This is a genomic window from Rahnella woolbedingensis (assembly GCF_003602095.1).
Lineage (GTDB): Bacteria > Pseudomonadota > Gammaproteobacteria > Enterobacterales > Enterobacteriaceae > Rahnella > Rahnella woolbedingensis.
Map to the genome: position 1 here is coordinate 62,339 of NZ_RAHH01000019.1, position 23,416 is coordinate 85,754.

Here is a 23,416-nt window from a genome sequence, read left to right on the forward strand (position 1 = left end):
GTAAGCGAGCAATCACTTACTCTCATTTTTTAGCTACTTATCTGTTACTTACGGATTTTTAGGCTCGGCAGGTTTCGTGAGTTTACGTAGTTCTTTCACCTGCGAGACACTGACCGCAGACGCCTGATTCCCCCATCCATTGCGGATAAAGTTCACCACATCCGCGACCTGCTGATCATCAAGCCGCCATGCAAAGCCTGGCATCGCCAGACCCGTCGGCGCGGCCTGTGTTTTCGGCGCGTGAGAGCCGTTTAACACAATATTGATCACCGAAGAGGGGTCATCACTCAGCACTGCCGGGTTCTGCGCCAGTTGCGGGAAGGCATTTTTCTCTCCCTGTCCGCTGGAGAGATGGCAGCCCGAGCAGTTTTCCAGATAGACCTGTGCACCGGTCTTCGAGACATCCCCTTTCTGCAGAGCCTCAGTGGTACTGTTGTTATTGACCTGCACACCGCCTTTGCCATTCGCTGGCAGGGACTTCAGGTACACCGCAATAGCATGACGATCGCTATCGTTCAGATACTGGGTGCTGTCCTGAATCACATCCACCATCGACCCGAAGGCCGCTGAGCGCTCCGTGTGCCCGCGCCCGAGGAACTGACTGATCTCCTCTTCGTTCCACTGTCCCAGGCCGGTGGTAGCATCACCGCGCAGGTTAGGTGCATGCCAGCCTTCGAGCGTACCTCCGGTAAGATAATCGCTGTCATTCTGGTCGAGCGCCTTCTCCTGATAGCCAATGCCACGCGGGGTGTGGCAACTGCCACAATGGCCTAAGCCCTGAACCAGATAGGCACCCCGGTTCCAGTCAGCGGTCTGCTGCGGATCAGATCGATAGGGCTTTTTCTCCAGGAAGACGCTGTTCCATACTGCTAACGGCCAGCGCATATTCAGCGGGAACGAAATATCACTGTCCCGGTTCTTCTGATCAACCGCCGGAACCTGATGGATGAAATAGAGATACAGGTCATGTACATCGGCGTCGGACATTTTGCTAAATGACGGATAAGGCATCGCCGGATAAAGATGATGGCCATCTTTGGCAATCCCCTCACGCAGGGCTTTGCTGAAATCCTCCTCAGTGTAATTACCGATACCGGTGTTTTTATCCGGTGTGATATTACTCGAGTAGATGGCCCCTACCGGTGTGCTCATTTTCAGGCCACCTGCGAAACTTTTGCCTCCGGGCGTAGTGTGGCAGGCCACACAGTCACCGGCACGGGAAAGGTATTCACCCTGTTTAATCTGCGCACTGATGTCGTTGTTTTCTGCCGCCATAACCTGAGCAGTCAGCGTCATACCGGTCATTCCCAGGCCCAGCCATAATCCGCAGCGCCATAATGAACTCTTGTTTTCTTTGATCATGATATCGTCCTGATTATGCCTGAACCAAAGGTCCCGGATGGGCTAAGTACTGAGTACGAATGGCATTGGCGGCAAAATAGGCCAGCGCCCCCACCACGCCCGTCGGGTTGTAGGCCAGATTCTGCGGAAACGCAGAAGCACCCAGCACAAACAGATTGGGCACATCCCAGCTCTGCAGATATTTGTTCACAACGCTGTTTTTCGGTGAGTCACCCATGATCGCGCCGCCGGTGATATGCGTAGACTGGTAAGGTTTCACGTCAAAATGGTCGCCGGGTTTTAGCTGACTGACCGACATACTTTTTGGATTCATCACTTTGGCGATTTTCTTCATTTCCTGAGTGACGAAATCGGTCATTTTGTATTCGTTATCCTGCCAGTCAAAGGTCATGCGCAGTAAGGGATAGCCATAGCTGTCTTTATAAGTAGGATCGAGATCGAGGTAACACTGCTTATAGGGCATAACCGATCCTTCGGAACCAATGGACATCGAATGCAGATAATTATCTTTAATGCCCTGCTTCCAGCCACTGCCCCAGGTCGGGGTGCCTTTAGGTAACGACATTTGCTGGATCGGACGACCACCGGTGCGGACTGCCGAGATGTATGCACCACCGATGAAACCGAGTTTGGCGTGATCAAAGTTTTCAGCATTGAAGTCATCGATCACCGTGCCGGCGGCTCCGGCGCCGATAAACGGATTGAACGTTTTACTCTCATCATAGAAAAGCGAGATACCACTGTTCATCTGGTAGGCAAAGTTTTTACCCACCACGCCTTCGCCGGTCTTCGGATCATAAGGTGTACCGATTTTCGACATCAGCAGCAGGCGGACGTTATGCAGCTGGAAAGCGCTTAAGATCACCAGATCCGCCGTCTGTTCGACTTTCTCACCATAAGCATCAATGTAAGTCACGCCGGTGGCTTTTTTGCCGGTGGAATCCGTGTTGATACTCACCACTTGTGCGCGCGTTCTGAGTGAGAAGTTCTTCTTCTGATAGAGCGCAGGCAAAATCGTGCTTTGCGGGGAAGCTTTAGAGTAGTTGTAACAACCAAAACGTTCGCAGAAACCGCAGAAGTTACAGGCACCTAACTGCACGCCATAAAAGTTAGTGTAAGATTCTGAAGCGTTAGCCGCCGGGATAGGGAACGGATGGAAGCCGAGTGACTTCGCGGCGTCACCAAACAGTGAGCCCGAATAGAGCTGCGTCAGCGCGGGCGTCGGATATCCCTGCTGGCGCGGTGCTTCAAACGGATTGCCGCCTTCGATGATCTTGCCCTGAATATTCCCCGCCGTACCGGAAGTCCCGCACAACCGCTCGAATTTATCGAAGAAGGGTTCCAGCTCATCATAGGTCACCCCATGATCCTGCACGGTCATATCGGCAGGGATAAATTTCTCGCCGTAGCGATCCACCACGGTTGAACGCATGGTCAGATCCGCAGGCAGCGCACGCCACTGCATACCATTCCAGTGAACCCCGGCACCACCGACGCCGTTCCCTGGCAGGAATGCACCGAACTGGCGATAAGGCACGGCGAAATCTGCCGAGGTATGGCGTACGGTAACCGTCTCTTTCGCTGTTTCCTGGAATAACTTCAGGCGGATACCGTAAGTCAGCTCATCAGCAATACGCGGGTAAGCAAAGTCAGGGTAAGTATCACGCTGCTCGCCACGTTCCAGCGCCAGAACTTCCAGACCTGCCTCCGCCAGTTCCATCGCCATAATGGCGCCCGTCCAGCCCAGTCCTACCACCACCACATCAACATGCTTATTCTTTTGAGTACTCATTACGCATTCCTCTTGCTGGAAATACTGACCGGGCCAAGCGGATACGCCTGGTTATGTTTCCCTGCCCAGTCTTTGTAGTCGGCGCGGGCGCCAGGGAAACCAATCAGCTTCCACGATGCAAGACTCTGGTTGCCACTGTGGATCGGGTCTGACAGATAGCCCTCTTTGGTATTCAGCAGCAGCAGGCTGAAAAATGCATTGCCGGTCAGCTCATCGAATTTGAGATGGTTAGCTTCGAGGGAGGTCAAAAGGTCGTTTTGCTGAGGTACGGTTAAATCGGCGAATTTCTTCTGAAACTGCTGCTGGCAGTGAGCATCCACGGCTTTGATCCCCAGCCGATAGGTGTCACGCGGCGTCAGTTTAGACTGATAACCCAGGGTGGGATCAGCTTCGACGAAGGGGGGATGCATGTACCACAGGCCGCCGTGGCCGTAGGGCAGCTCCATCTGTTTGTCGATATATTCCGGCACGCCCTGACTGACCGCGCCCGGCCCGTTGGCATCGGTTGGGATCAGACGTTCGCAAGCGGCCAGCAGAAAACGCCACTCTTCATTATTGAAAAAAATCGGCACGTAGTGCTGGGAAACACCCTCGGCCGCTTTACTGTTTTTTGGGGAAAGCGCCAGCGCGCCGGTTGAGGCTGTCGCCACCAAAGGGACTAAGGCGAGTGTCTTTTTGAGAAATCCACGTCTCGAGGACGGGATATTATTTTTTTCCGACATAGGTGATCCTCACACTAATCATTAACAATCAATAAACAATTTCGCTTAAAATAATAGGGTTTTGTATATAGATTGTTAACCAGGGTTAGGTTGCAAATGATTACAAAATGCCCGGTCTTTATTTGCCGAAAAAATATTCTACTGCCATACAAGAATAACCACAGGCCAAGGAGGGTTTAAAAAGCAAGCGGCAGAATAAAAGGAAAGGGAGAGGCGAAAAAAGAGGGAATCAGACTTGCGGATAAATTGTGCTATTTTTTCAAAAGGCAGCAAAAAAACCCTATTTATTAAGAAAATGCCCGAAGTGTTGTGCTTCGGGCATTAGGTTTCAGTACGCTATAACCACTTCTCAGAGCTTAAAGCCAGCGACCACAGTTTCCAGCTGCACGGTCTGATCCTGCATCGCCTGCGCGGCGGCAGAAACCTGTTCGACCAGCGCGGCGTTCTGCTGCGTGGCGTTATCGAGCTGCGTAATGGCGACGTTAACCTGCTCGATGCCCAGACTTTGCTCCTGACTGGAAGACATAATTTCGTTCATCAGCGTCGCCACGTTATTCACGCCGCCCATGACTTCATCCATGGTCGTCCCCGCCGTCGCCACCAGATTGCTGCCGGTGGAAATATCCGCCACCGAATCTTCAATCAGCTTTTTGATTTCACGCGCAGAGGTCGCCGAACGTTGCGCCAGACTGCGCACCTCGGAAGCTACCACCGCAAAGCCGCGCCCCTGTTCACCGGCACGTGCTGCTTCAACCGCCGCATTCAGCGCCAGAATGTTGGTCTGGAAGGCGATGCCATCGATCACACTGATGATATCGACGATTTTGTGTGAGGAACGGGTGATCGACCCCATCGTCTCGACCACCTGTTTCACCACTTCGGAGCCTCTTTCCGCTACTGCCGATGCATCACGCGCCAGCTGATTAGCGCCCTCCGCATTGGCGGCGTTCTGTTTCACGGTGCTGGTCAGCTGTTCCATTGAGGCTGCCGTTTCAACAATCGAGCTGGCCTGTTCTTCAGTTCGCGCGGATAAGTCGAGATTACCGCTGGCAATCTGGCGCGACGCCGAGGTGATCGCCAGACTGCTGTCACCGACCTGACGCAGAATCGATTGCAGGAAAGACAGGAAGCTGTTGAAACTCTGGTTGATCTGATTGAACTCCGGGCTGCGGCTTTCCGGTAAACGCTGGGTTAAATCTGCACCACCCGCAGAAAGCTGAGCGATATTTTTGTTCAGCGCGCCGAGCTGGCGCATAAACACTTTAATCGCCGCAATCAGCACAATCAGCAGCAGTAAGACCATCGGGATTTGCACCAGGCCAAGGCTTGCCAGAATACTGTGGCTGCGCGCCAGCAGCTGACGAGTTGGCATGTCGGTGGCGATATACCACGGCCCCTGAATGTTACTCATGAACATCGTATGCGAGGTGCCGTCGCTGTCGTAATCAGCGACCAGGCTTGACTGGTCGTTGATCTGATCCAGACTTTTGCGGATTTGCATCGCCAGCGGTGAGCCTTCGCCCAGAGACGCCAGCTTCGGCAATTTTTCATCCGTGGAATGGCTGGTACCCACGATGGTGCCGTCTTTCTCGACGATATAAATCGTCGCGTGAACCTTTTTCTCCATTTCCGTCACCAGCTGGTTAAAGAAACCTAGCGTCACGTCGATGGTGGCCACACCCCACTGTTTGTCGCCTTTATAAATCGGCATGGCGCAGTTGGTGCGCGGTTGGGTGCTGGCGTCATCGAAATAGGCAGGAGCCCAGACGCACTGACCTTTTTCACCTTTGGAAGCTGCGAGATACCAGGACTGATCGAAATAGTTTGGCGAGTCTGCGCTGTTCCAGAAAGTATTCACCGTCAGCTGATTATTACTATTACGGGCAAAGAAGGTGCTGAATTTGATTTTTGCCGGGTCGCGCTGGTTTGGCAGCGGCCAGATGCCACCACCAAACACGGCGGCGTCCCCGTACTGATCGACCAGCGCAGGCAGCAACCGGTCGATACTGTCACTGTCCATTTGTGCGACAGTCTGGGTGATTGTGCGTACCTGAGACTCAACTTTGTTCAGACGATCGTTAATAGCGACCGCCACATCATCTACCTGATTAGCCACCAGATTACTTTCTGTTTGTTTCAGCTGAGGAGCAATAAAGACCTGGATCACGATGAGCGTAACGATGACCAGCACAATAAAAAACAAGCTGATCAATGCGATAAAGCGGGATTGCGTTGTTTTTAACATTTTAGGGTACTCACAGGCAAAGCAGCGAGATCGCTGCTTAACTAGTAACGGCATTATCTGACGTTTCTTTATGTTGCTATAGTAGATATATCTGGTGTCAGGATCGTATGGGTGAAAATCCAGAACATCATTCCAGCGCGTTCTCCTCTCAATAAGCGTTTAAATACGTGATTAATTTCACTTTTCGGTGATGGAAAACTGTCTGAAAAGAGAAGGAAGTGTGCGCCAATGCGGGTTTTAAGCGGTTTTTAATGATTTCTCTTAATGTTATTCTTTACGAGAACAGAGAAAATACGGTCGAACCATTAATCATGGAGTGAACAATGGCGTGCCATTTTGCAAGATGGGCAATGACGGATGCAGAACCGGATACACACCGGTTGCCCAGAGAGATCGTATTATCCGCAAGACACCTTTCCGAAAAACAGCGCAGGCGTTTCCTGAATGGCCGCGTTCTGCTGGCAGAAATGATTTTCTACCTGTACGGAATTGCTGAACTTCCTCACATCATCACACTGGCCAGCGGTCGCCCGAGTTTTGAATCCTCCGATCTCCCTGATTTCAGCCTGGCGTATGCCGGGAGCACCGTCGGCGTGTTAATCAGCAGCGAAGGAAAAGTCGGTCTCGACCTCGAAATTATTCATGCCCGCAGTGCGCTGGTGAATCCGCAACAGCAGTTACAACTTTCCGCAGTGGAAAAAACCTGGATTGCCATGCAATCGGATCCGGTGGAATCCTCGCTGCAACTGTGGTGTATCCGCCAGAGCATGCTGAAGATGTCCGGCCTTAACGATCAGAGCCCGCTGACGCTCAGCCTGAATCCGGCTTCTGGCCGTTTGCGATCTACCGTGACTCCGGAGGCGCAGGTGATGAGTGACATTGAAGGGTCGATTACCTGGTCCTGCGCGCAATCGCCCTCGATCATCCGGTTGCAGTGCTGGCGCTATGAACCCGAAAACGGCTTTACCCGCACGCAAACCCTCTCCACAGACCAGCAATCCGAATCACCGCACTTTATGAAATTCATCAGCCTGCCGCCCGCTAAATAAAACTTCACGTTTGTTTTCCTCCGCCGTGTCGATTTTCGTTTATGGTTACAGGCAGCCCTTTCGGAAAATCATCCATAACAGGAGTTAGCCATGTCAGTTACACCACTGAAGTTTGTCACACTGTTAGGTAGTCTTCGTAAAGCGTCTTACAACGCCATGGTGGCGCGTACCTTGCCGAATGTCGCCCCTGAAGGCATCACGATTGAAGCGTTGCCGTCCATGGGTACTGTCCCGCTCTATGATGCGGATATTCAGCAAGAAGAGGGCTTTCCGGCGGATATAGAAGCCATTGCGGAACAAATTCGTCAGGCTGATGGCGTCATTATCGTCACGCCGGAATATAACTATTCCGTGCCGGGTGGCCTGAAAAATGCCATCGACTGGATTTCCCGCCTGCCAAACCAACCGCTGGCCGGTAAGCCTGTGCTCATCCAGACCAGTTCAATGGGACCGGTCGGTGGCGCACGGTGCCAGTATCACCTGCGCCAGATTCTGGTTTTCCTCGATGCTATGGTCATGAACAAACCTGAATTCATGGGTGGCGTCATTCAGAGCAAAGTAGATGAGCAGACGGGCGAAGTGGTGGATCAGGGCACGCTGGACTTCCTGCGCGGCCAACTGACCGCGTTTGCCGACTATACCCGTCGCGTCAGCAAATAATTCCGGTCATCAGAAATGCAAACAGCCCGCAAATACGGGCTGTCTTTTTATCGGCGTTAAGCAGACGTCAGCGTATTAATGCCCGTCTACAAACGCGATTTTCAGCACGAACAGCAGCGCGACTACCACCACGCACGGGCTGATTTCTCTCCAGCGGCCGGTGCCCAGTTTCATCACCACGTAAGAGATGAAGCCCAGCGCGATACCTTCAGTGATCGAGAAGCTGAACGGCATCATCACCGCGGTCACGAACGCCGGAACTGCTTCGGTCAGATCATCCCATGAAACGCGTGCCAAACTGGAAGTCATCAGTACGCCGACATAAATCAGCGCACCGGCTGCTGCGTATTCCGGCACCATGCCCGCCAGCGGGGAAATGAAGATAACCAGCAGGAACAGTAAACCGGTAACGACTGCTGTCAGACCGGTACGGCCACCAACGGAAACGCCGGAGGTGCTTTCAATATAAGCGCCGACGGAAGAGGTTCCGATAAATGCGCCCGCGACAGATGAAATACTGTCTACGTACAGCGCCTGTTTCATCTGCGGGAATTTACCTTTTTCATCCGCCAGACCCGCTTTGTCGGTCACGCCGATCAACGTACCGGAGGAGTCAAACAGGTTTACCAGCATGAAGGAGAAAATGACTCCCGCCAGACTAATATTCAGCGCGCCTTTCAGATCCACCTGACCGACAACCGTGGTGATGCTCGGCGGCATCGACCAGAAGCCGGTGTAATGCACGTCACCAATCATCATGCCAATCCCGGTGGTGACAACAATCGACACCAGCACTGAGGCATGGAAGTTACGCGACGCCAGAACGGCGATAATGAAGAAACCGAGCACGCCCAGCAGCACGTTGTGCGAGGTCAGATTGCCGATGGTCACGATAGTGTCCGGGTTCGGCACGATGATGCCGGCGTTTTTCAGCCCCATCATGCCAATAAACAGCCCGATACCGGCGGTGATCCCCACGCGCAGGCTGACCGGAATGTTGGCAATCATCCAGTAACGGATGCGGAAAATGGTCAGCAGCAGCAAACCGACTGCGCCCCAGAAAATCGCGCCCATCCCGACCTGCCAGGAAACGCCCATCGCGCCCACGACGACAAAAGCAAAGAACGCATTCAGACCCATCGCCGGTGCCAGAGCGACCGGAAGGTTGGCGATAACGCCCATCAGGATGCTGCCGAACGCGGCAATCAGACAGGTGGTCACAAAGACGGCCTGTTTATCCATGCCCGCGACACCCAGAATTTGCGGGTTCACGAAAACGATGTAGACCATGGTCAGGAAGGTGGTTAAACCGGCGATAGTTTCGGTGCGTACGGTGGTGCCGTGCTGAGTCAGTTTAAACAGACGTTCAGCCAGACCTTTACCCGCAGTCGCATTGCTCTGTGGTGTGCTCATTGGTGAGTTCCAAAATGGGGGGAAAACAATCGGGGGGTATCCTAAGGATTTTAGCTCAAAAGCGCCAGCACTGGATGTATGGGATTAAATCTATCGTTCGGGTACAGTGCCATAATGCACGTCAATAGATGAAACACTCACAGGGAGAAAGTATGTCACAAGTTAAATGTGTCTTTTTTGATTGCGACGGTACGCTGGTGGACAGTGAATTGTTGTGCTGCGAAGCCTATGTCGAGATGTTTGCGCATTTTGGTGTGACGGTTTCTTTCGACGAAATGTACAAGAAATATAAAGGCGTGAAGCTTTATGAAATCGTCGCGATCGTCAATAAAGAGCACGGTATCGACGTGCCGAAAGAAGAAATGGAAGTGGTATTCCGCCAGCACGTCGCGCGTCTTTTCGACAGTAAACTTGAGCCGATTGACGGTGCACGCGAGCTGCTGGAGCAAATCACCGTGCCGATGTGCGTCGTCTCCAACGGCCCGGTCACCAAAATGCAGCACTCTCTCGGCCTGACCGGTTTACTGTCTTTCATGGGTGACAAATTATTCAGCGGCTATGATTTACAGCGCTGGAAGCCCGATCCGGCTGTCCTGTATAAAGCCGCCGATGTCATGAACGTGCCGGTAGAAAATTGCATTCTGGTGGAAGATTCGGTCGCTGGCGCGCAGGCCGGGATCACCGCCGGGATCCCTGTATTTTATTACTGCGCAGACCCGCATAACCCGCCGCTCGATCATCCGCTGGTCACGACGTTCCACGACATGCGTGAGCTGCCGGAGATCTGGCGCCAGATGGGGTATCAGATTACTCGCTGAGAGATTTTTCGTAAGCCTGCATCCGCTTCTCGAGTTCGCTTAAGGATCGCAGGCCATCCGCCAGCGGCAGGGTTTTATCATTGAAGATTTCCAGCGACCACGGGCCGGTAAAGCCTTTTCGGTTCAGCGTACTGACGAAATCCACCAGCGGTAAATCACCCTGCCCCGGATAACAGCGGTAACTGCGGCTCCATTGCTGCACGTTCATGTCTTTGTACGGCGCATCAGCCAGTTGCAGGAAGCTGATTTTATCCAGCGGCACTTCGTCCAGCCGGTCAAGATTGTCGCCCGTGGCGAGAATATGGAAACTGTCGAGCACAATGCCCAGCGCCGGATGATTGACTTCGCGTACGCGATCCCACGCGTGCCGGTAACGGTTGATGTGTTTACCCCACGCCAGCGCTTCAAAGCCGATGCGGACATCATACGGCTCCGCCATTTCGGCCAGCGCCGCGAGATCTGCAATCTGCACATCACGTTCAGACGAGCTTTCGGGGTCAGTGTTGCTGCATACCAGTAAATGATTGCAGCCCAGTTCACGCATCAGGTCAAACTGACGGCGCGCGCTGGCCAGTTTTTCGATGCGTTTTTCTGCCGGAACGCCTTCGAAATCACGGAAAGGTTGCAGCAGGAAAATACGCAGGCCAAGGGAATCGGCAAGGTTACGGATAGCCGCTGGTTTGATCGGGCTTTTAAGCAAATCGTCTTCGAATATTTCCACGCCATCAAATCCCGCAGCAGCAATCGCCGTGAGTTTTTCAGGCAAGGTTCCCGGGACTGAAACTGTCGCAATCGAACGTAAACGGGGGGTTGCAGGCAAAATAGCGTCCTTTTAGTCAGGCTTCGATACTTACAGTAGTGGACCCTCACGCCACGTTCGTCAAGTGCAGCGAAGTAGTATGAACGCACAGATTGTAACTGAGCGAAGCAATGGTTAATCTCTGTGGCGAGAATGGGGTTAATGATGAGGATAAGACGCTGAGCAGCCAAAGTTCCCCGGCGCCGGGACGTAAAAATGATCCGATAGGACTGAAGCAGCGCATTTTCGACAGCGCTCTGGCTGAATTCGCAGAATCCGGTCTGATGGGCGCGCGCATGGAAAATATCGCTTCCAACGCTAACACCACGAAACGTATGGTGGTCTATCACTACAAGACCAAAGAAGCCTTGTACATGCTGGTGCTGGAGCACGTTTACCGTGGCATCCGTCAGCACGAGCTGGATCTGGATCTCTCGTCATTTCCGCCCGCTGAGGCTATCGTCAAACTGGTCGAAGCCAGCTTTGATTTCCACGTTTCACATCCGGAATTCATTCGTATTGTTTCAACGGAAAACATGCTGCGTGGCCGGTTTATTCGTCAGTCCACCAGCATCCGTGAAATCAACAAAACAGCATTAACGCTGCTGGAAGATATTCTCGCGCGCGGCAAGCAAAGCCATCTTTTCAAAGAAGATGCCCAGGCCCGCGACGTTCACCGTCTGATCAGCAGCCTGTGCGTGCATCAGGTCGCTAACCAGTACACGTTCGGTGCGTTGTTTGAAAATCCCGATGAAGTGGATTTGCAGACCGCCCATTATCGCCAGCTGGCGGTGATGGTTGCCCTGCGTTATGTGATGAAGTAATTGCGCTGATCGGACGCTGATATACAGCGGACAGCAAAAAGGCCTCGTAAGAGGCCTTTTTTGTGGGGCAAAATCGATGAACCGTTATTCTTTCGGTGCGTCTTTGCCGTCTGTCAGTAACTTGTCCAGCGCATCGCCGCCGACGTGACGGAAATCCTGACCTTTCACGAAGTAGAAGATGAATTCGCAGATGTTCTGGCAGCGGTCACCGATACGTTCGATAGAACGGGCACAGAACAATGCCGTCAGCACGCTTGGAATAGTACGCGGATCTTCCATCATGTAAGTCATCAGCTGGCGCACAATGCCTTCATATTCCTGATCCACTTTCTTGTCTTCACGGTAAATTCGCACCGCTTCATCAAGATCCATACGCGCAAAGGCATCCAGCACGTCATGCAGCATTTCTACCGTATGGCGGCCCAGAGATTCCAGGCTGACCAGCAACGGCTGATGCAGGTGCGAGAACTTCTCCAGCGCCGTACGACAGATTTTATCTGCCACGTCACCGATACGTTCGAGTTCGGAAATGGTTTTGATGATCGCCATTACCAGACGCAAGTCGCTGGCGGTTGGCTGGCGCTTGGCAATAATGCGCACGCAGGCTTCGTCGATCGCCACTTCCATCAGGTTAACTTTGTCATCACCTTTGATGACGCGCTGCGCAAGCTCAGCGTCCTGATTGTGCATCGCCGTAATAGCGTCGGTCAGTTGCTGCTCTACCAGCCCGCCCATTGCCAGAACCTGAGTACGGATGTGTTCAAGCTCAGCGTTGAACTGGCCGGAAATGTGTTTGTTTAAGTTCAGGTTGTCCATTGTTCTTACCTCAACCGTAGCGGCCAGTAATGTAATCTTCAGTCTGTTTGCGTGCTGGTGACGTGAACAGCGAGTCGGTATCGCTGTATTCGATCAGTTCGCCCAGATACATAAACGCAGTGCGATCTGAACAACGCGCAGCCTGCTGCATGTTGTGGGTCACGATCACCACGGTGTAATCAGATTTTAGCTCGGTGATCAGTTCTTCGATACGGCCGGTAGAAATCGGATCCAGCGCAGAACAAGGTTCGTCGAGCAGCAGAACGTCAGGGCGGATCGCAATACCGCGCGCGATACACAGACGCTGTTGCTGACCACCGGACAGGCTGTAACCGCTCTGGTGCAGCTTGTCTTTGGATTCATTCCACAGTGCGGCTTTGGTCAGCGCCCACTGCACACGCTCGTCCATATCGGTACGGGACAGCTTTTCAAACAGACGTACACCAAACGCGATGTTGTCGTAAATCGACATCGGGAACGGCGTCGGTTTCTGGAAGACCATGCCGACTTTGGCGCGCAGCAGCGCGATATCCTGCTTATCAACCAGAATATTTTCGCCGTCGAGCAGGATTTCACCCTCTGCGTGCTGTTCCGGATACAACTGATACATTTTGTTGAAAGTACGCAGCAGCGTGGATTTACCACAGCCTGACGGACCGATGAATGCCGTGACTTCGTTCTTAGCGATATCCAGGGAAATATTTTTCAGCGCGTGGAATTTGCCGTAATAAAAGTTCAGATCGCGAACCTGAATCTTGCTGTTGGATGCGTCAGTCATTCTCAGACATCTCTCTTATTCGCGCGCCGCGTGGCGACGCCGGGTAAACAGTGAGGACAGCCGTTATCGTCTGCCCTCAGTAATGAATTACGTTATTGCTTTTTCGGCGCAAAAATCACACGCGCCAGAATGTTCAGCAGCAGTACGCACAAGGTAATCAGCAGCACGCCCGCCCAGGCCAGTTGTTGCCACTCGCCAAACGGACTCATCGCAAACTTAAAGATGGTCACCGGCAGGTTGGCAATCGGCTGCATCATGTCGGTGCTCCAGAACTGGTTGGAGAGTGACGTGAACAGCAGCGGCGCGGTTTCACCGGCAATACGGGCAATCGCCAGCAAGATCCCGGTGATGATGCCGGAAACAGAAGCTTTCAGGGTGATGGCCGAAATCATTTTCCACTTCGGCGTACCCAGCGCATAAGCCGCTTCACGCAGGCTGTCCGGTACCAGTTTCAGCATGTTTTCCGTGGTACGGATAACAATCGGAATTTGTAACAACGCCAGCGCCAGTACGCCTGCCCATCCGGAGAAGTGCCCCATTTTTGCCACCATGATGGTGTACACAAACAGGCCCACAACGATGGACGGTGCAGAAAGCAAAATGTCGTTAATGAAGCGAATGAATTCCGCGAGCCAGGATTTGCGACCATATTCGGCCAGATAAATCCCCGCCATCACGCCCAGTGGCGTACCGATGACCGTTGCCCATAAAATCAGTAATCCGCTGCCCGCAATGGCGTTCGCCAGACCGCCGCCCGCGGTATTCGGTGGCGGAGTGTTTTGCGTGAACAGCGCCAGCGACATCCCGTCCACACCTTTGACGATGGTGGTAAACAGGATCCACACCAGCCAGAACAGGCCAAACGCCATGGTCATCATCGAGACCATCAGCGCCAGACGGTTTTTCTGACGGCGCCATGCCTGACGTTTACGGCGAGATTCCAGTAATGCGGCGTTACTTTGCATGTCGAGTGTCGTCATCTTAACGGCCCTCTTTCTTAGCCAGACGCAGGATCATCACTTTCGACAGCGCCAGAACAATAAAGGTGATAACAAACAGAATCAGGCCCAGTTCCATCAATGCGGAAGTGTGCAGACCGGCTTCCGCTTCTGCGAATTCGTTCGCCAGCGCGGAGGTAATACTGTTGCCCGGCGCATAAAGTGATGCGCTGTCGAGCTGGTAGGTGTTACCGATAATAAAGGTCACCGCCATGGTTTCGCCCAGCGCGCGGCCAAGGCCTAACATCACGCCGCCAATCACACCGTTTTTGGTGAACGGCAGCACGATGCGCCAGATAACTTCCCACGTGGTGCAGCCGATACCGTAAGCGGATTCTTTCATCATGACCGGCGTTTGCTCGAACACGTCACGCATGACGGAAGCAATGTACGGGATGATCATGATGGCGAGAATGACGCCCGCGGCCAGAATGCCGATACCAAAACCCGGACCGGCGAACAGTGCGCCAACAATCGGGATACCGGAAAGCACGTCACCCACTGGCGTCTGGAAGTACTGCGCAAACAGCGGGGCGAAAACGAACAGGCCCCACATGCCATAAACAATGCTGGGGATCGCCGCCAGCAGTTCGATAGCTATACCGAGCGGACGTTTCATCCAGTTCGGCGCCAGCTCAGTGAGGAATAATGCGATACCAAAGCTGACAGGAACCGCAATCAGCAAGGCAATAATCGAAGTCACGACCGTGCCGTAAATAGGCACCAGTGCGCCGAATTGTTCGTTCGGGGCATCCCATGTTTTATTCCACAGGAAGGATAATCCGAACTTTTCAATGCTCGGCAGGGAAGCAATAAACAGCGAGACGATAATCCCGCCCAGCATTAATAGCACAATCAGCGCAGCCAGTTTGACCAGAGCGCCGAAGATGATGTCACCGTTTTTGCTAGGTGCCTTGATAGCCGGCTTGTATTCAGCCATACCACTCTCTTTTAATTCAGATTTAATTCCCTCCCCGGCCGGAGAGGGAATGAAGCAGAGTTACTATACCCAAAATAATTGGAGTTGCACCAAGGCAGCAAGCAAGTGAATCCCGATGAGCTTACTCACGTCAGTGATTCAGTAGAACGAGCGCAGCTAACACCGGTGCAGCTTCAGGTATGACGGGTATTTATTGCTAGTAAAGTGCTTTGCCGCTGCTGTCTTTAACGTTGGTTTTCCAGGCTGCGCGGATTTGTTCTACAACAGAATCTGGCAGGGCTGCGTAATCCAAATCAGTGGTCAGTTTGTTGCCGTTTTTATAAGCCCAGTCGAAGAACTTCAGCACTTCAGTGCCTTTCGCTGCGTCTTGCTGATCTTTGTAAACCAGAATGAAGGTGGTGGAGCTGATTGGCCACGCGTTGTCACCTTTCTGATTGGTCAGGTCCTGAGCGAAGGTTTTGCTCCAGTCAGCGCCTTTAGCCGCTGCACTGAAGGATTCTTCCGTCGGGCTGATCGCTTTGCCGTCAGCATCAACCAGCTTGGTGTAAGCCAGGTTGTTTTGCTTGGCGTAAGCATATTCTACGTAACCGATTGAGCCTGGCAGACGCTGTACGAAGGCTGCAACGCCGTCGTTACCTTTGCCGCCGAGACCGGTTGGCCAGTTAACGGTAGAACCTGCACCGATTTTGTCTTTCCACTCGCTGTTCACTTTCGCCAGGTAGCTGGTGAAGACATAAGAGGTACCGGAACCGTCAGCACGGCGCACAACCGCGATGTTGGTATCTGGCAGTTTCACGCCCGGGTTCAGCTTGGTGATCGCCGCGTCGTTCCACTTTTTGATTTTGCCGAGGTAAATATCACCCAGCGTGGCGCCATCCAGTGTCAGCTGACCGGATTTGATACCCGGGATGTTAACCGCCAGTACCACGCCACCGATCACAGTAGGGAACTGGAACAGGCCGTTTTTAGCCAGATTTTCGTCTTTCATCGGGGCATCAGAGGCGCCGAAATCTACGGTCTTGGCGATGATTTGTTTCACGCCGCCGGAAGAACCAATGCCCTGGTAGTTAACCTGAGTCCCGGTTGCTTTCTGGTATGCATCAGCCCACTTAGCGTAGACAGGGGCTGGGAAGGTACCGCCAGCGCCAGTCAGGTTAGTGGCAGCGAAAGCAGACATTGCTGTGAGGGAGAAAGTCGCTGCTACAAGACCGGCGACGGTGTTACGCATCAATTTCATGTTCCACTCCTGGTGGTTTTAAACTTCCCGACTGATGTCGACGTTAATTAAAGTGTTTGGCACAGGAGGAAAATAGGACAGTTTAGTGACAGTAAAATGTACGTTATGTGACAGTTTTATGACACTGGTCACAATTCAAACCATACGGGCAAAATGCGGGGACTCATTCATTGGCCCACACTCTTTTTAGGGATTCTACAGCCAGTAAAATATCTGGCACTTTAACGCTGGCAAAGCCCAGCACAAGGCCATAACGGCCTGAATTCGCATCAGAACTGCCGGGAAGCCATGAAGCACTCAGCGGGGTTATTTCAATTCCGGCCATACTGGCAAGTGCAATCAGCCGCTGTTCTTTTTCATAAGACCCTAAACGAATTGTGACATGCAGGCCGGAAGAAACCCTGGTCATATGACCGATATGTTGCAGATGCTGACCCCAGGCTTCTAATAATGCATCACGACGGGCCAGCGCGGCACGGCGCATACGCCGGCTATGTTGCTGAAAATGCCCTTCGCTGAGAAACAGCGTCATGGCCATCTGATCATTCATCGGCGGCTGACGACTTGCCATGGTGCGCACCAGCAGAAATTGTTCCACCAGCTGTTTAGGTGCCACGAGATATCCCAGTCGTAAACCCGGGTACATCACCTTGGAAAACGAACCTATGTACAACACACGATTGCTCTGGTCGATTGCGGCAAGCGGAGTGAGCGGAGTTCCGCTGTAACGGTATTCACCGTCGTAGTCATCTTCGATAATCCAGGACTTTCTCTCCTGCGCCCATTGTAATAATTCCAGCCGGCGCGCCATCGAAAGCGTTACGCCGGTCGGATACTGGCAGGAAGGGCTCACGTAGGCCAGTCGGGCGTGGGGGAAATGGCGGAGCTGCGAGGTTTGCAATCCTTCCTCATCCACATCGATGCCATTTACTTTTGCGCCAAGACAGGAGAACGCCCCTGCCGCCGCCCAATAGCAGGGGTTTTCTAAGATAACCTCATCTTCCGCTCGCAATAAGAGTGCAGAACAAATCATGATCGCCTGTTGTGCGCCGAGGGTAATCACGATTTGGGAAGGTTCACATTTTAGCCCGCGGGCATGTCGCAAATAATGTGCAATCAGTTCCCGCAACTGGGGTTCACCGGCAGGATGCCCGTATCCCATGTGCTCCACCGGCTCACGCCGCCAGAAGCGAGTTTGCAAGCGAGACCAGGTTTCAAAAGGGAACAGATCGATTGCCGGCATACCTATGCGAAAGGCTTTGGGTGCACCCTCGTGGATTCGATGCTGATTGAAGAGTGAAGCTGCTGGCAAGCGATAGCCAGTATGCATTTGCGGTTCAATGTTAAGCAGCCCGGGCAGCGGAGTCATATTGGAGGGTGAATGCAACCGGGCGACATAAGTGCCATCTCCTACCCGTGTTTCAATAAACCCTTCCGCAAAAAGGCGCTCGTAAACGTTCATTACGGTATTGCGTGAAATATCCAGCATCTCAGCCAGTTCCCTGCTGGCCGGAAGTTTCATCCCGCTGCTAAGAGGGTTTCCTATAATCAATTCACGTAAGGCGTCATACAACTGGGCGGAGAGTTTACGCCCCGGTATAAGCGTAAGTCCGGTAAGTTCAAAAGGCAGCGGAGTGGACATATTGGCACCTTTATATAGGGGTGTTTTGGCTCTTTTATACATCCAATGCCAGGAATAGGATACGTCCAATTTAGCGATATCCGATGGGCTCGCCTTTTGCGATGCCCGGCTTACTCAATTTCTGCGAGGATTATTTATGTCTACTTCAAATACTGTGATTTATTCTGCCAGGAAAATCATCACCATGTGCCCTTCTCAGCCAGAAGCCAGCCATGTGGCAGTCAGGGACGGACGCATCCTCGGTACAGGTACCTTAGAAGAACTTCAGGGGTGGGGAGAATATGAGCTCGACGACCGGTTCGCCGACAAAGTCATCATCCCTGGCCTGATTGAAGCGCACTCTCACGCCACCGGCGGCGGTATGTGGCAGTTCCCGTATGTCGGTTTTTATGACCGCCCGGACTATACCGGTAAAGTATGGAAAGGCTGCCGCTCATTCGAAGAAGTGGTTGAAGCATTGCAGAAAGTCGAAAAAACCATGACAGATCCGCATGCGCCACTGATTGCCTGGGGCGTCGACCCGATTTATTTCGGCAGTGAAAAACTGGGTCGTGAACATCTGGATCGCGTGTCGACTACCCGTCCGGTAGCGGTGATTCATATGAGCATCCACCTGATGGGCGCGAATACGGCCGCGCTTAACGATTGCGGCATCTTTGCTGACAGCCAGATTGAAGGCATCGTTAAGAATGAAGATGGTTCGCTGCATGGTGAACTGGTGGAATTCGCCGCGATGGGACCGGTATTGCAAAAATACGGCTTCTGGGATGCGTTAACGACCGAGCAGGCAATCCGCAATTTTGGTCAGGAAGCTTTCCGCGCAGGATGTACCTCCGCTGCCGATATGGGGCTGACCGATTTTGATAATCCGGAGCTGGCTGCCAACTATATCCGCATGACCCGCGCCGAAGAGTTCCCGATTCGCCTGCTGGTAGCCTATGGCCCTCCGTTTGTGAAAAAGCCTTTTATTGAAGCCGTAGAATTTGCCGCAGATGTGATGAAGCACGGTCACGACAAAATGATGTTTGGCCCAATGAAAATCTTCCTGGACGGTTCGATTCAGGGCGGTTCCGGCAGAATGCTGGCGCCGGGTTATTTCAAAACAGGCCATAACGGTGCCTGGAATGCTACACCGGCAGAAATTGATATGCAGGTGTATGAAATCATGAAGCGCGGTTATCAGGTCCATTGCCACTGCAACGGCGATGAAGCTTCAGAGGCCTTTATTCAGGCGGTAGAGAAAACGCTCAACCGTATTCCGGCAGTGAATCATCGTGCCGGTATGCAGCATGCACAGATGTTGCGCGAAGATCAGTTCAAGCGCATTAAAACGCTCGGGATGTGCGTTAACTTCTTCAGTAATCACATTTACTACTGGGGAGACCAGCATTACAGCAAAACCATGGGACCGGAACGCGCCAACCGTATGAATGCCTGTGGCAGCGCCGTTCGTCACGAAATTCCTTTCGCTTTCCACAGCGATTGCGGCATAACGCCAATTAACCCGCTGTTTACCGGGTGGTGTGCGGTGAACCGCGTGACAGCTTCAGGGCGTGTACTGGGTGAGCGTGAAAAGATCAGCGTAGCAGAAGCTCTGCACGCCATGACCGTCGGCGCGGCGTACACCATGAAACTCGATCATCTGATTGGCAGCATTGAGTGCGGCAAACTGGCCGATTTTACCATCCTGGAAGAAAACCCGCTGAACGTCGAACCGATGCACCTGAAAGACATTAAGGTCTGGGGCACTGTACTGGGCGGTAAAGTACAACCTATTTCACGATAGTCTGAGTCTCCGTCCCTGATCGGCCGATCAGGGATACCCCCTTTAGACAAGAAACCTGTCCGCTGGCAACAGCCGGACGGCTTCCTGCTGCTCATTTTGAACAAAATTTTTTTGCAAACTTTCACGAGGTAATTTTTATGGCTACACATGCCACTGAGCCACGGGCTATTCCCTCCTCCACCTCGTCGGTGTCGGGATGGGCCAAATGGCTTCCTTTACTGGTGCTTTGTCTGGCACAGCTGTCCACTTCAGGTGATAACGCCACGCTGAGTATCGCCACCGGCGCGCTGGTCAAAGATCTGCACGCATCGATGGATTTAATCAGCATCGCCAATGCTATGTATTCACTGGCGGCGGGCTCCCTGATGGTGGCGGCCGGGATGGTCGGGTTGATCATTGGCTGGAAGAAGACGTTCCGCATCGGTTGTGCGTTACTTTTTTGCGCCGAACTGACCGCTTTCTTCTCACCGAACATGCAAATTTTCACCTACGGCGCTCGTCTGCTTTCCGGCATCGGCGGCAGTTTTATGATCCCTTCGGTACTGGGCTTAATTGCCAGTAACTTCAAAGGCCGCGATCAGGCAGTAGCGTTCGGTGCCATTGGCGCAGCCAGCGGGGTATCTTTCGCCGCCGGTCCGCTGATCTGCGGAACACTGGTCGATCAGTTTGGCTGGCGTTATGCCTTCGCGGCGATTGCCTGCCTTTGCATAGTGATTTTCGTCGGTTCTTTCATCATCCCGACACCGGCAAAACCAGAACGTAAGGTGAAATTCGATCTGCCTGGCGTGGTACTGACCGTGATCGGACTGTTCAGCGTCATTCTTGGCTTCCTGAAAGTATCCAGCTGGGGTTTACTCACACCGTTCGCTGCGCCATTTACCGTGTTTGGTTTAAGCCCGGCGCCGTTCCTGGTGCTGTTTGGCATAGTCGTTCTGGCACTGATGCTGAAATGGGAACGTCATCGTGAAGCCTCTGTCGGCAGTGCTCTGATCCCGATGTCATTCCTCTCAACACCACAGGTACGCAACGGCCTGTATCTGACAGCCTTTATCTTCCTGGCCTATGGCTCCGGCATTTTTGTGACCGTCAGTTTTGTGCAGGTTGTCGCTGGCCTGAACGGCATTCAGACCGGGCTGATGATTTTACCCTTCGCATTAGGCGTGGTGATTTTTTCTCTGGGCCTGCCCGTTGTCTGGAAAAACGCGAATCCAAAACGCATGTGTCAGTCAGCATTGCTGATCGGCACTCTCGGTTCCGTACTCTGTATTTTCGGATTCGGGCCTTCCAGCTTCTCCGCCATTGTCCCGGTTGGCATGTGTCTGATTGGCGTGAGTATGGGGATCGTTTCAGCCTATTCAAGCTATATTGTAACCAGTGGCTTACCGCCACGGGATGCTCAACAATCAGGTGGCGTACAGGCTACTTCACGTAACGTCGGCCAGGCTATCGGCGTCGCCGTGTGCGGCATGGTCATGCTGACCGCAGTTACCATGGGTGTACAAGGGGCGGCGCGTGGTAATGCGGCACTCAGCATGGACACCCAAACCAAGGTGTCACAAATTACCGTGATCCCTTACCTGAGTGACCAAGGTTTCTCGTCGCTGATGCTTGAAAAAGGGATCACTCAGAAAGATGTCCCTGTTCTGACACAGGTCTATCAGACCTCACGACTTAATGCGACGCGTGCCGGTATGATTGCCACCGCGCTGATGACGGTTCTGTTCTTGTTCGGTACCCGCAATTTGCCGACAAAAACCAAGGGTTCTCAGCCAGACGAGTTCACTGCAAACCGCAAAAAGAGAAACTAACAGGACGTCGCGGACAATAACCCCGTTACGGCAAACCTGAGTATGTTTACGCACAACCTGATATCAGGTTGTGCGTTTTTGCATAATTGAAATCAACAAGGAAACACTATGGCAGAAAGCAAAATCCCTAACCGGCAGGCTATTGGTTTGCCATTACTGATTCTCTGCCTCGCTCAATTTCTGGCGTCCGCAGATAATGTGACATTGAGTATCGCCACCAGCGCGTTGATCCGCGATTTTGGGGCGTCCATGTCACAAATAAGTACCGCAAATACTTTGTATCCACTGGTGGCAGGCACTTTTATGATTGCCGGAGGAATGCTGGGTTTGATTATCGGCTGGCGAAGAACCTTCCGCGCGGGATGTCTCATCTATTTTATCGCTGAAGTGACGGCTGTTTTTTCTCCCTCAATGACCGTATTCACTTATCTGGCAAGAATACTGGCCGGGATGGGCGGAAGCCTGATGATCCCTGCAGTATTTGGCATTATTACCAGTAGTTTTCAGGGCCGGCAGCAGGCCATTGCCTTTGGCGCTTTGGGCGCAGCGAGCGGTTTTTCTTTTGCAATGGGACCGGTAATTTGCGGATTGTTGCTCGATTACCTCGGCTGGCGCTGGGCATTCGGTACAATGGGCGCGCTGGCGATAATCATACTGTTTTGTTCAGTTTTTATTCCTATGCCCGGGAAACCCGATTGTCGGGTCCGTTTTGACCTGCCCGGTTTTGTTCTATCAACTCTGGGGCTGTTCTTTGTGGTATTTGGCATCCTGCAAATATCTACATGGGGATTACTTACCCCCTTCAATCCCCCGTTTACACTTTTCGGCCAGAGCCCGGCGCTTGCGCTGGTGGGGACTGGATTAATTATCCTTGGGCTGATGCTGCGCTGGGAAAAACACCGGGAAATAACCTCAGGCAGTGCCCTGATCCCACAATCGTTTTTACGAACCGTGCAGGTGCGTGCAGGTTTATATCTGACGATGTACATTTTCTTCGCATACAGTTCAGGGATTTTTGTGGTGGTCAGTTTTGTTCAGGTCGTGGGGGGACTGAATGCCGTTCACACGGGTCTGCTTATTATCCCTTTCGCCGCATGCCTGGCGGCTTCGTCGATAGGATTACCGTTAATTTTCCAGCAACGAAATCCCCGGCGCCAGTGCCGGATAGGATTACTGTTGGGCATAGCAGGTTCGGCGCTGGCAGCAACCGGCATTTCAGATATGCATTTTAATATTACGATTGTCACGCTGGGCTTGTGCCTTATTGGTGCCAGCATGGGTACGGTTGCCGCAAATGCCCCGTTTCTCATTACTCATGCTTTACCGGAGCGGGACGCACAACAATCGGGCGGGATCCAGGCGGCAGCCAGAGATATCGGACAGGCTTTGGGGATCGCACTGGTCAGTATGGTCATGCTGACGGCAATCACTTTTAGCATGAAAAAATTTACGGCAGAAATCTCGACTGTGAGTCCGCAAACCTATCTGACCGTGAAAAACCTGAGAGTCATCCCTTATCTTAACGACCGCGCATTTGAATTGATGATTGTAAAATCGGGCGCCAGCCCGCAAGACCTTCCCCAGCTTATGCCGGTTTACCAACATGTACGCGCGCGCGTGACGCGTGCAGGACTATTTTCCATGACCATCATGACCGCTATTTTTTTGCTCGGTACCGGAGGAATACCTGCTTCTTTACTCCAGGCGAAAAAAAAAGCCTGAATAGA

Annotated in this window: 18 protein-coding genes and 1 pseudogene; 7 read left to right on the forward strand and 12 right to left on the reverse strand. The window is 52.7% G+C overall.

The features are described 5' to 3' along the window. Positions 1–48: 48 nt before the first annotated feature. The 4 genes from D6C13_RS16395 to D6C13_RS16410 form a co-directional block, all read right to left on the reverse strand. Complete coding sequence (locus D6C13_RS16395) at positions 49–1,305, reverse strand: c-type cytochrome (RefSeq protein WP_120133818.1); 1,257 nt, start codon at positions 1,303–1,305, stop codon at positions 49–51. 70 nt (positions 1,306–1,375) lie between these two features. Next, the gene (locus tag D6C13_RS16400; RefSeq protein ID WP_120133780.1) at positions 1,376–3,154 is read right to left on the reverse strand and encodes a GMC family oxidoreductase; all 1,779 of its coding nucleotides are present in this window, start codon (positions 3,152–3,154) and stop codon (positions 1,376–1,378) included. After that, positions 3,154–3,876 (reverse strand): gluconate 2-dehydrogenase subunit 3 family protein, encoded by a 723-nt coding sequence (locus D6C13_RS16405; protein ID WP_120133781.1) that lies wholly within the window; start codon positions 3,874–3,876, stop codon positions 3,154–3,156. Before D6C13_RS16405 ends, D6C13_RS16400 begins: the two co-directional genes overlap by 1 nt. 349 nt (positions 3,877–4,225) lie before the next feature. Continuing rightward, positions 4,226–6,121, reverse strand: coding sequence for a methyl-accepting chemotaxis protein (locus D6C13_RS16410; RefSeq protein ID WP_120133782.1), 1,896 nt, complete (start codon positions 6,119–6,121; stop codon positions 4,226–4,228). 323 nt (positions 6,122–6,444) lie between these two features. Here D6C13_RS16410 and D6C13_RS16415 point away from each other — a divergent pair, with 323 nt between their 5' ends. Further along, the gene (locus tag D6C13_RS16415; RefSeq protein WP_120133783.1) at positions 6,445–7,170 is read left to right on the forward strand and encodes a 4'-phosphopantetheinyl transferase family protein; all 726 of its coding nucleotides are present in this window, start codon (positions 6,445–6,447) and stop codon (positions 7,168–7,170) included. A gap of 90 nt (positions 7,171–7,260) precedes the next feature. Then, on the forward strand, positions 7,261–7,830 hold the full coding sequence (locus tag D6C13_RS16420) for an NADPH-dependent FMN reductase (RefSeq protein ID WP_120133784.1): 570 nt from the start codon (positions 7,261–7,263) through the stop codon (positions 7,828–7,830). A gap of 75 nt (positions 7,831–7,905) precedes the next feature. Here the strand turns inward: D6C13_RS16420 and D6C13_RS16425 are convergent, their stop codons facing one another. After that, positions 7,906–9,243: an NCS2 family permease gene (locus tag D6C13_RS16425; protein WP_120133785.1), complete on the reverse strand. Its 1,338-nt coding sequence runs from the start codon at positions 9,241–9,243 to the stop codon at positions 7,906–7,908. Between the two features lie 152 nt (positions 9,244–9,395). Here D6C13_RS16425 and yieH point away from each other — a divergent pair, with 152 nt between their 5' ends. Continuing rightward, entirely contained in the window at positions 9,396–10,061 is a 666-nt protein-coding gene (yieH, locus tag D6C13_RS16430; protein ID WP_120133786.1) for a 6-phosphogluconate phosphatase, read from the forward strand. Between the two features lie 22 nt (positions 10,062–10,083). On the opposite strand, the pseudogene D6C13_RS16435 reads toward yieH, so the two are convergent. Next, positions 10,084–10,881 (reverse strand): annotated as a pseudogene (locus D6C13_RS16435) (sugar phosphate isomerase/epimerase family protein); the annotation flags it as partial. A gap of 110 nt (positions 10,882–10,991) precedes the next feature. Here D6C13_RS16435 and D6C13_RS16440 point away from each other — a divergent pair. Continuing rightward, the gene (locus D6C13_RS16440) at positions 10,992–11,684 is read left to right on the forward strand and encodes a TetR/AcrR family transcriptional regulator (RefSeq protein WP_120133788.1); all 693 of its coding nucleotides are present in this window, start codon (positions 10,992–10,994) and stop codon (positions 11,682–11,684) included. 84 nt (positions 11,685–11,768) lie between these two features. Here the strand turns inward: D6C13_RS16440 and phoU are convergent, their stop codons facing one another. The 6 genes from phoU to pdxR all read right to left on the reverse strand — a co-directional run bounded on the left by phoU (position 11,769) and on the right by pdxR (position 18,095). After that, positions 11,769–12,500 (reverse strand): phosphate signaling complex protein PhoU, encoded by a 732-nt coding sequence (phoU, locus tag D6C13_RS16445; RefSeq protein WP_112290873.1) that lies wholly within the window; start codon positions 12,498–12,500, stop codon positions 11,769–11,771. A gap of 10 nt (positions 12,501–12,510) precedes the next feature. Beyond that, a complete protein-coding gene (pstB, locus tag D6C13_RS16450) occupies positions 12,511–13,278 on the reverse strand; it encodes a phosphate ABC transporter ATP-binding protein PstB (protein WP_013577692.1) in 768 nt (255 codons plus the stop codon). 92 nt (positions 13,279–13,370) lie between these two features. Then, the gene (gene pstA / locus D6C13_RS16455) at positions 13,371–14,258 is read right to left on the reverse strand and encodes a phosphate ABC transporter permease PstA (protein WP_120133789.1); all 888 of its coding nucleotides are present in this window, start codon (positions 14,256–14,258) and stop codon (positions 13,371–13,373) included. 1 nt (position 14,259) lies between these two features. Continuing rightward, entirely contained in the window at positions 14,260–15,216 is a 957-nt protein-coding gene (gene pstC, locus D6C13_RS16460) for a phosphate ABC transporter permease PstC (RefSeq protein ID WP_120133790.1), read from the reverse strand. Positions 15,217–15,412: 196 nt separating this feature from the next. After that, complete coding sequence (gene pstS / locus D6C13_RS16465) at positions 15,413–16,453, reverse strand: phosphate ABC transporter substrate-binding protein PstS (RefSeq protein WP_120133791.1); 1,041 nt, start codon at positions 16,451–16,453, stop codon at positions 15,413–15,415. Between the two features lie 163 nt (positions 16,454–16,616). Continuing rightward, a complete protein-coding gene (gene pdxR / locus D6C13_RS16470) occupies positions 16,617–18,095 on the reverse strand; it encodes a MocR-like pyridoxine biosynthesis transcription factor PdxR (protein WP_120133792.1) in 1,479 nt (492 codons plus the stop codon). A gap of 136 nt (positions 18,096–18,231) precedes the next feature. On the opposite strand from pdxR, the gene D6C13_RS16475 reads away from it, so the two are divergent. The 3 genes from D6C13_RS16475 (at position 18,232) to D6C13_RS16485 (ending at position 23,411) form a co-directional block, all read left to right on the forward strand. After that, complete coding sequence (locus D6C13_RS16475; protein WP_120133793.1) at positions 18,232–19,881, forward strand: amidohydrolase; 1,650 nt, start codon at positions 18,232–18,234, stop codon at positions 19,879–19,881. 137 nt (positions 19,882–20,018) lie between these two features. Next, positions 20,019–21,689 carry an MFS transporter gene (locus tag D6C13_RS16480; RefSeq protein ID WP_120133794.1) on the forward strand — a complete coding sequence of 557 codons (1,671 nt, stop codon included), beginning with the start codon at positions 20,019–20,021 and terminating at the stop codon, positions 21,687–21,689. 108 nt (positions 21,690–21,797) lie between these two features. Then, the gene (locus D6C13_RS16485; protein WP_120133795.1) at positions 21,798–23,411 is read left to right on the forward strand and encodes an MFS transporter; all 1,614 of its coding nucleotides are present in this window, start codon (positions 21,798–21,800) and stop codon (positions 23,409–23,411) included. Positions 23,412–23,416 lie beyond the last annotated feature (5 nt).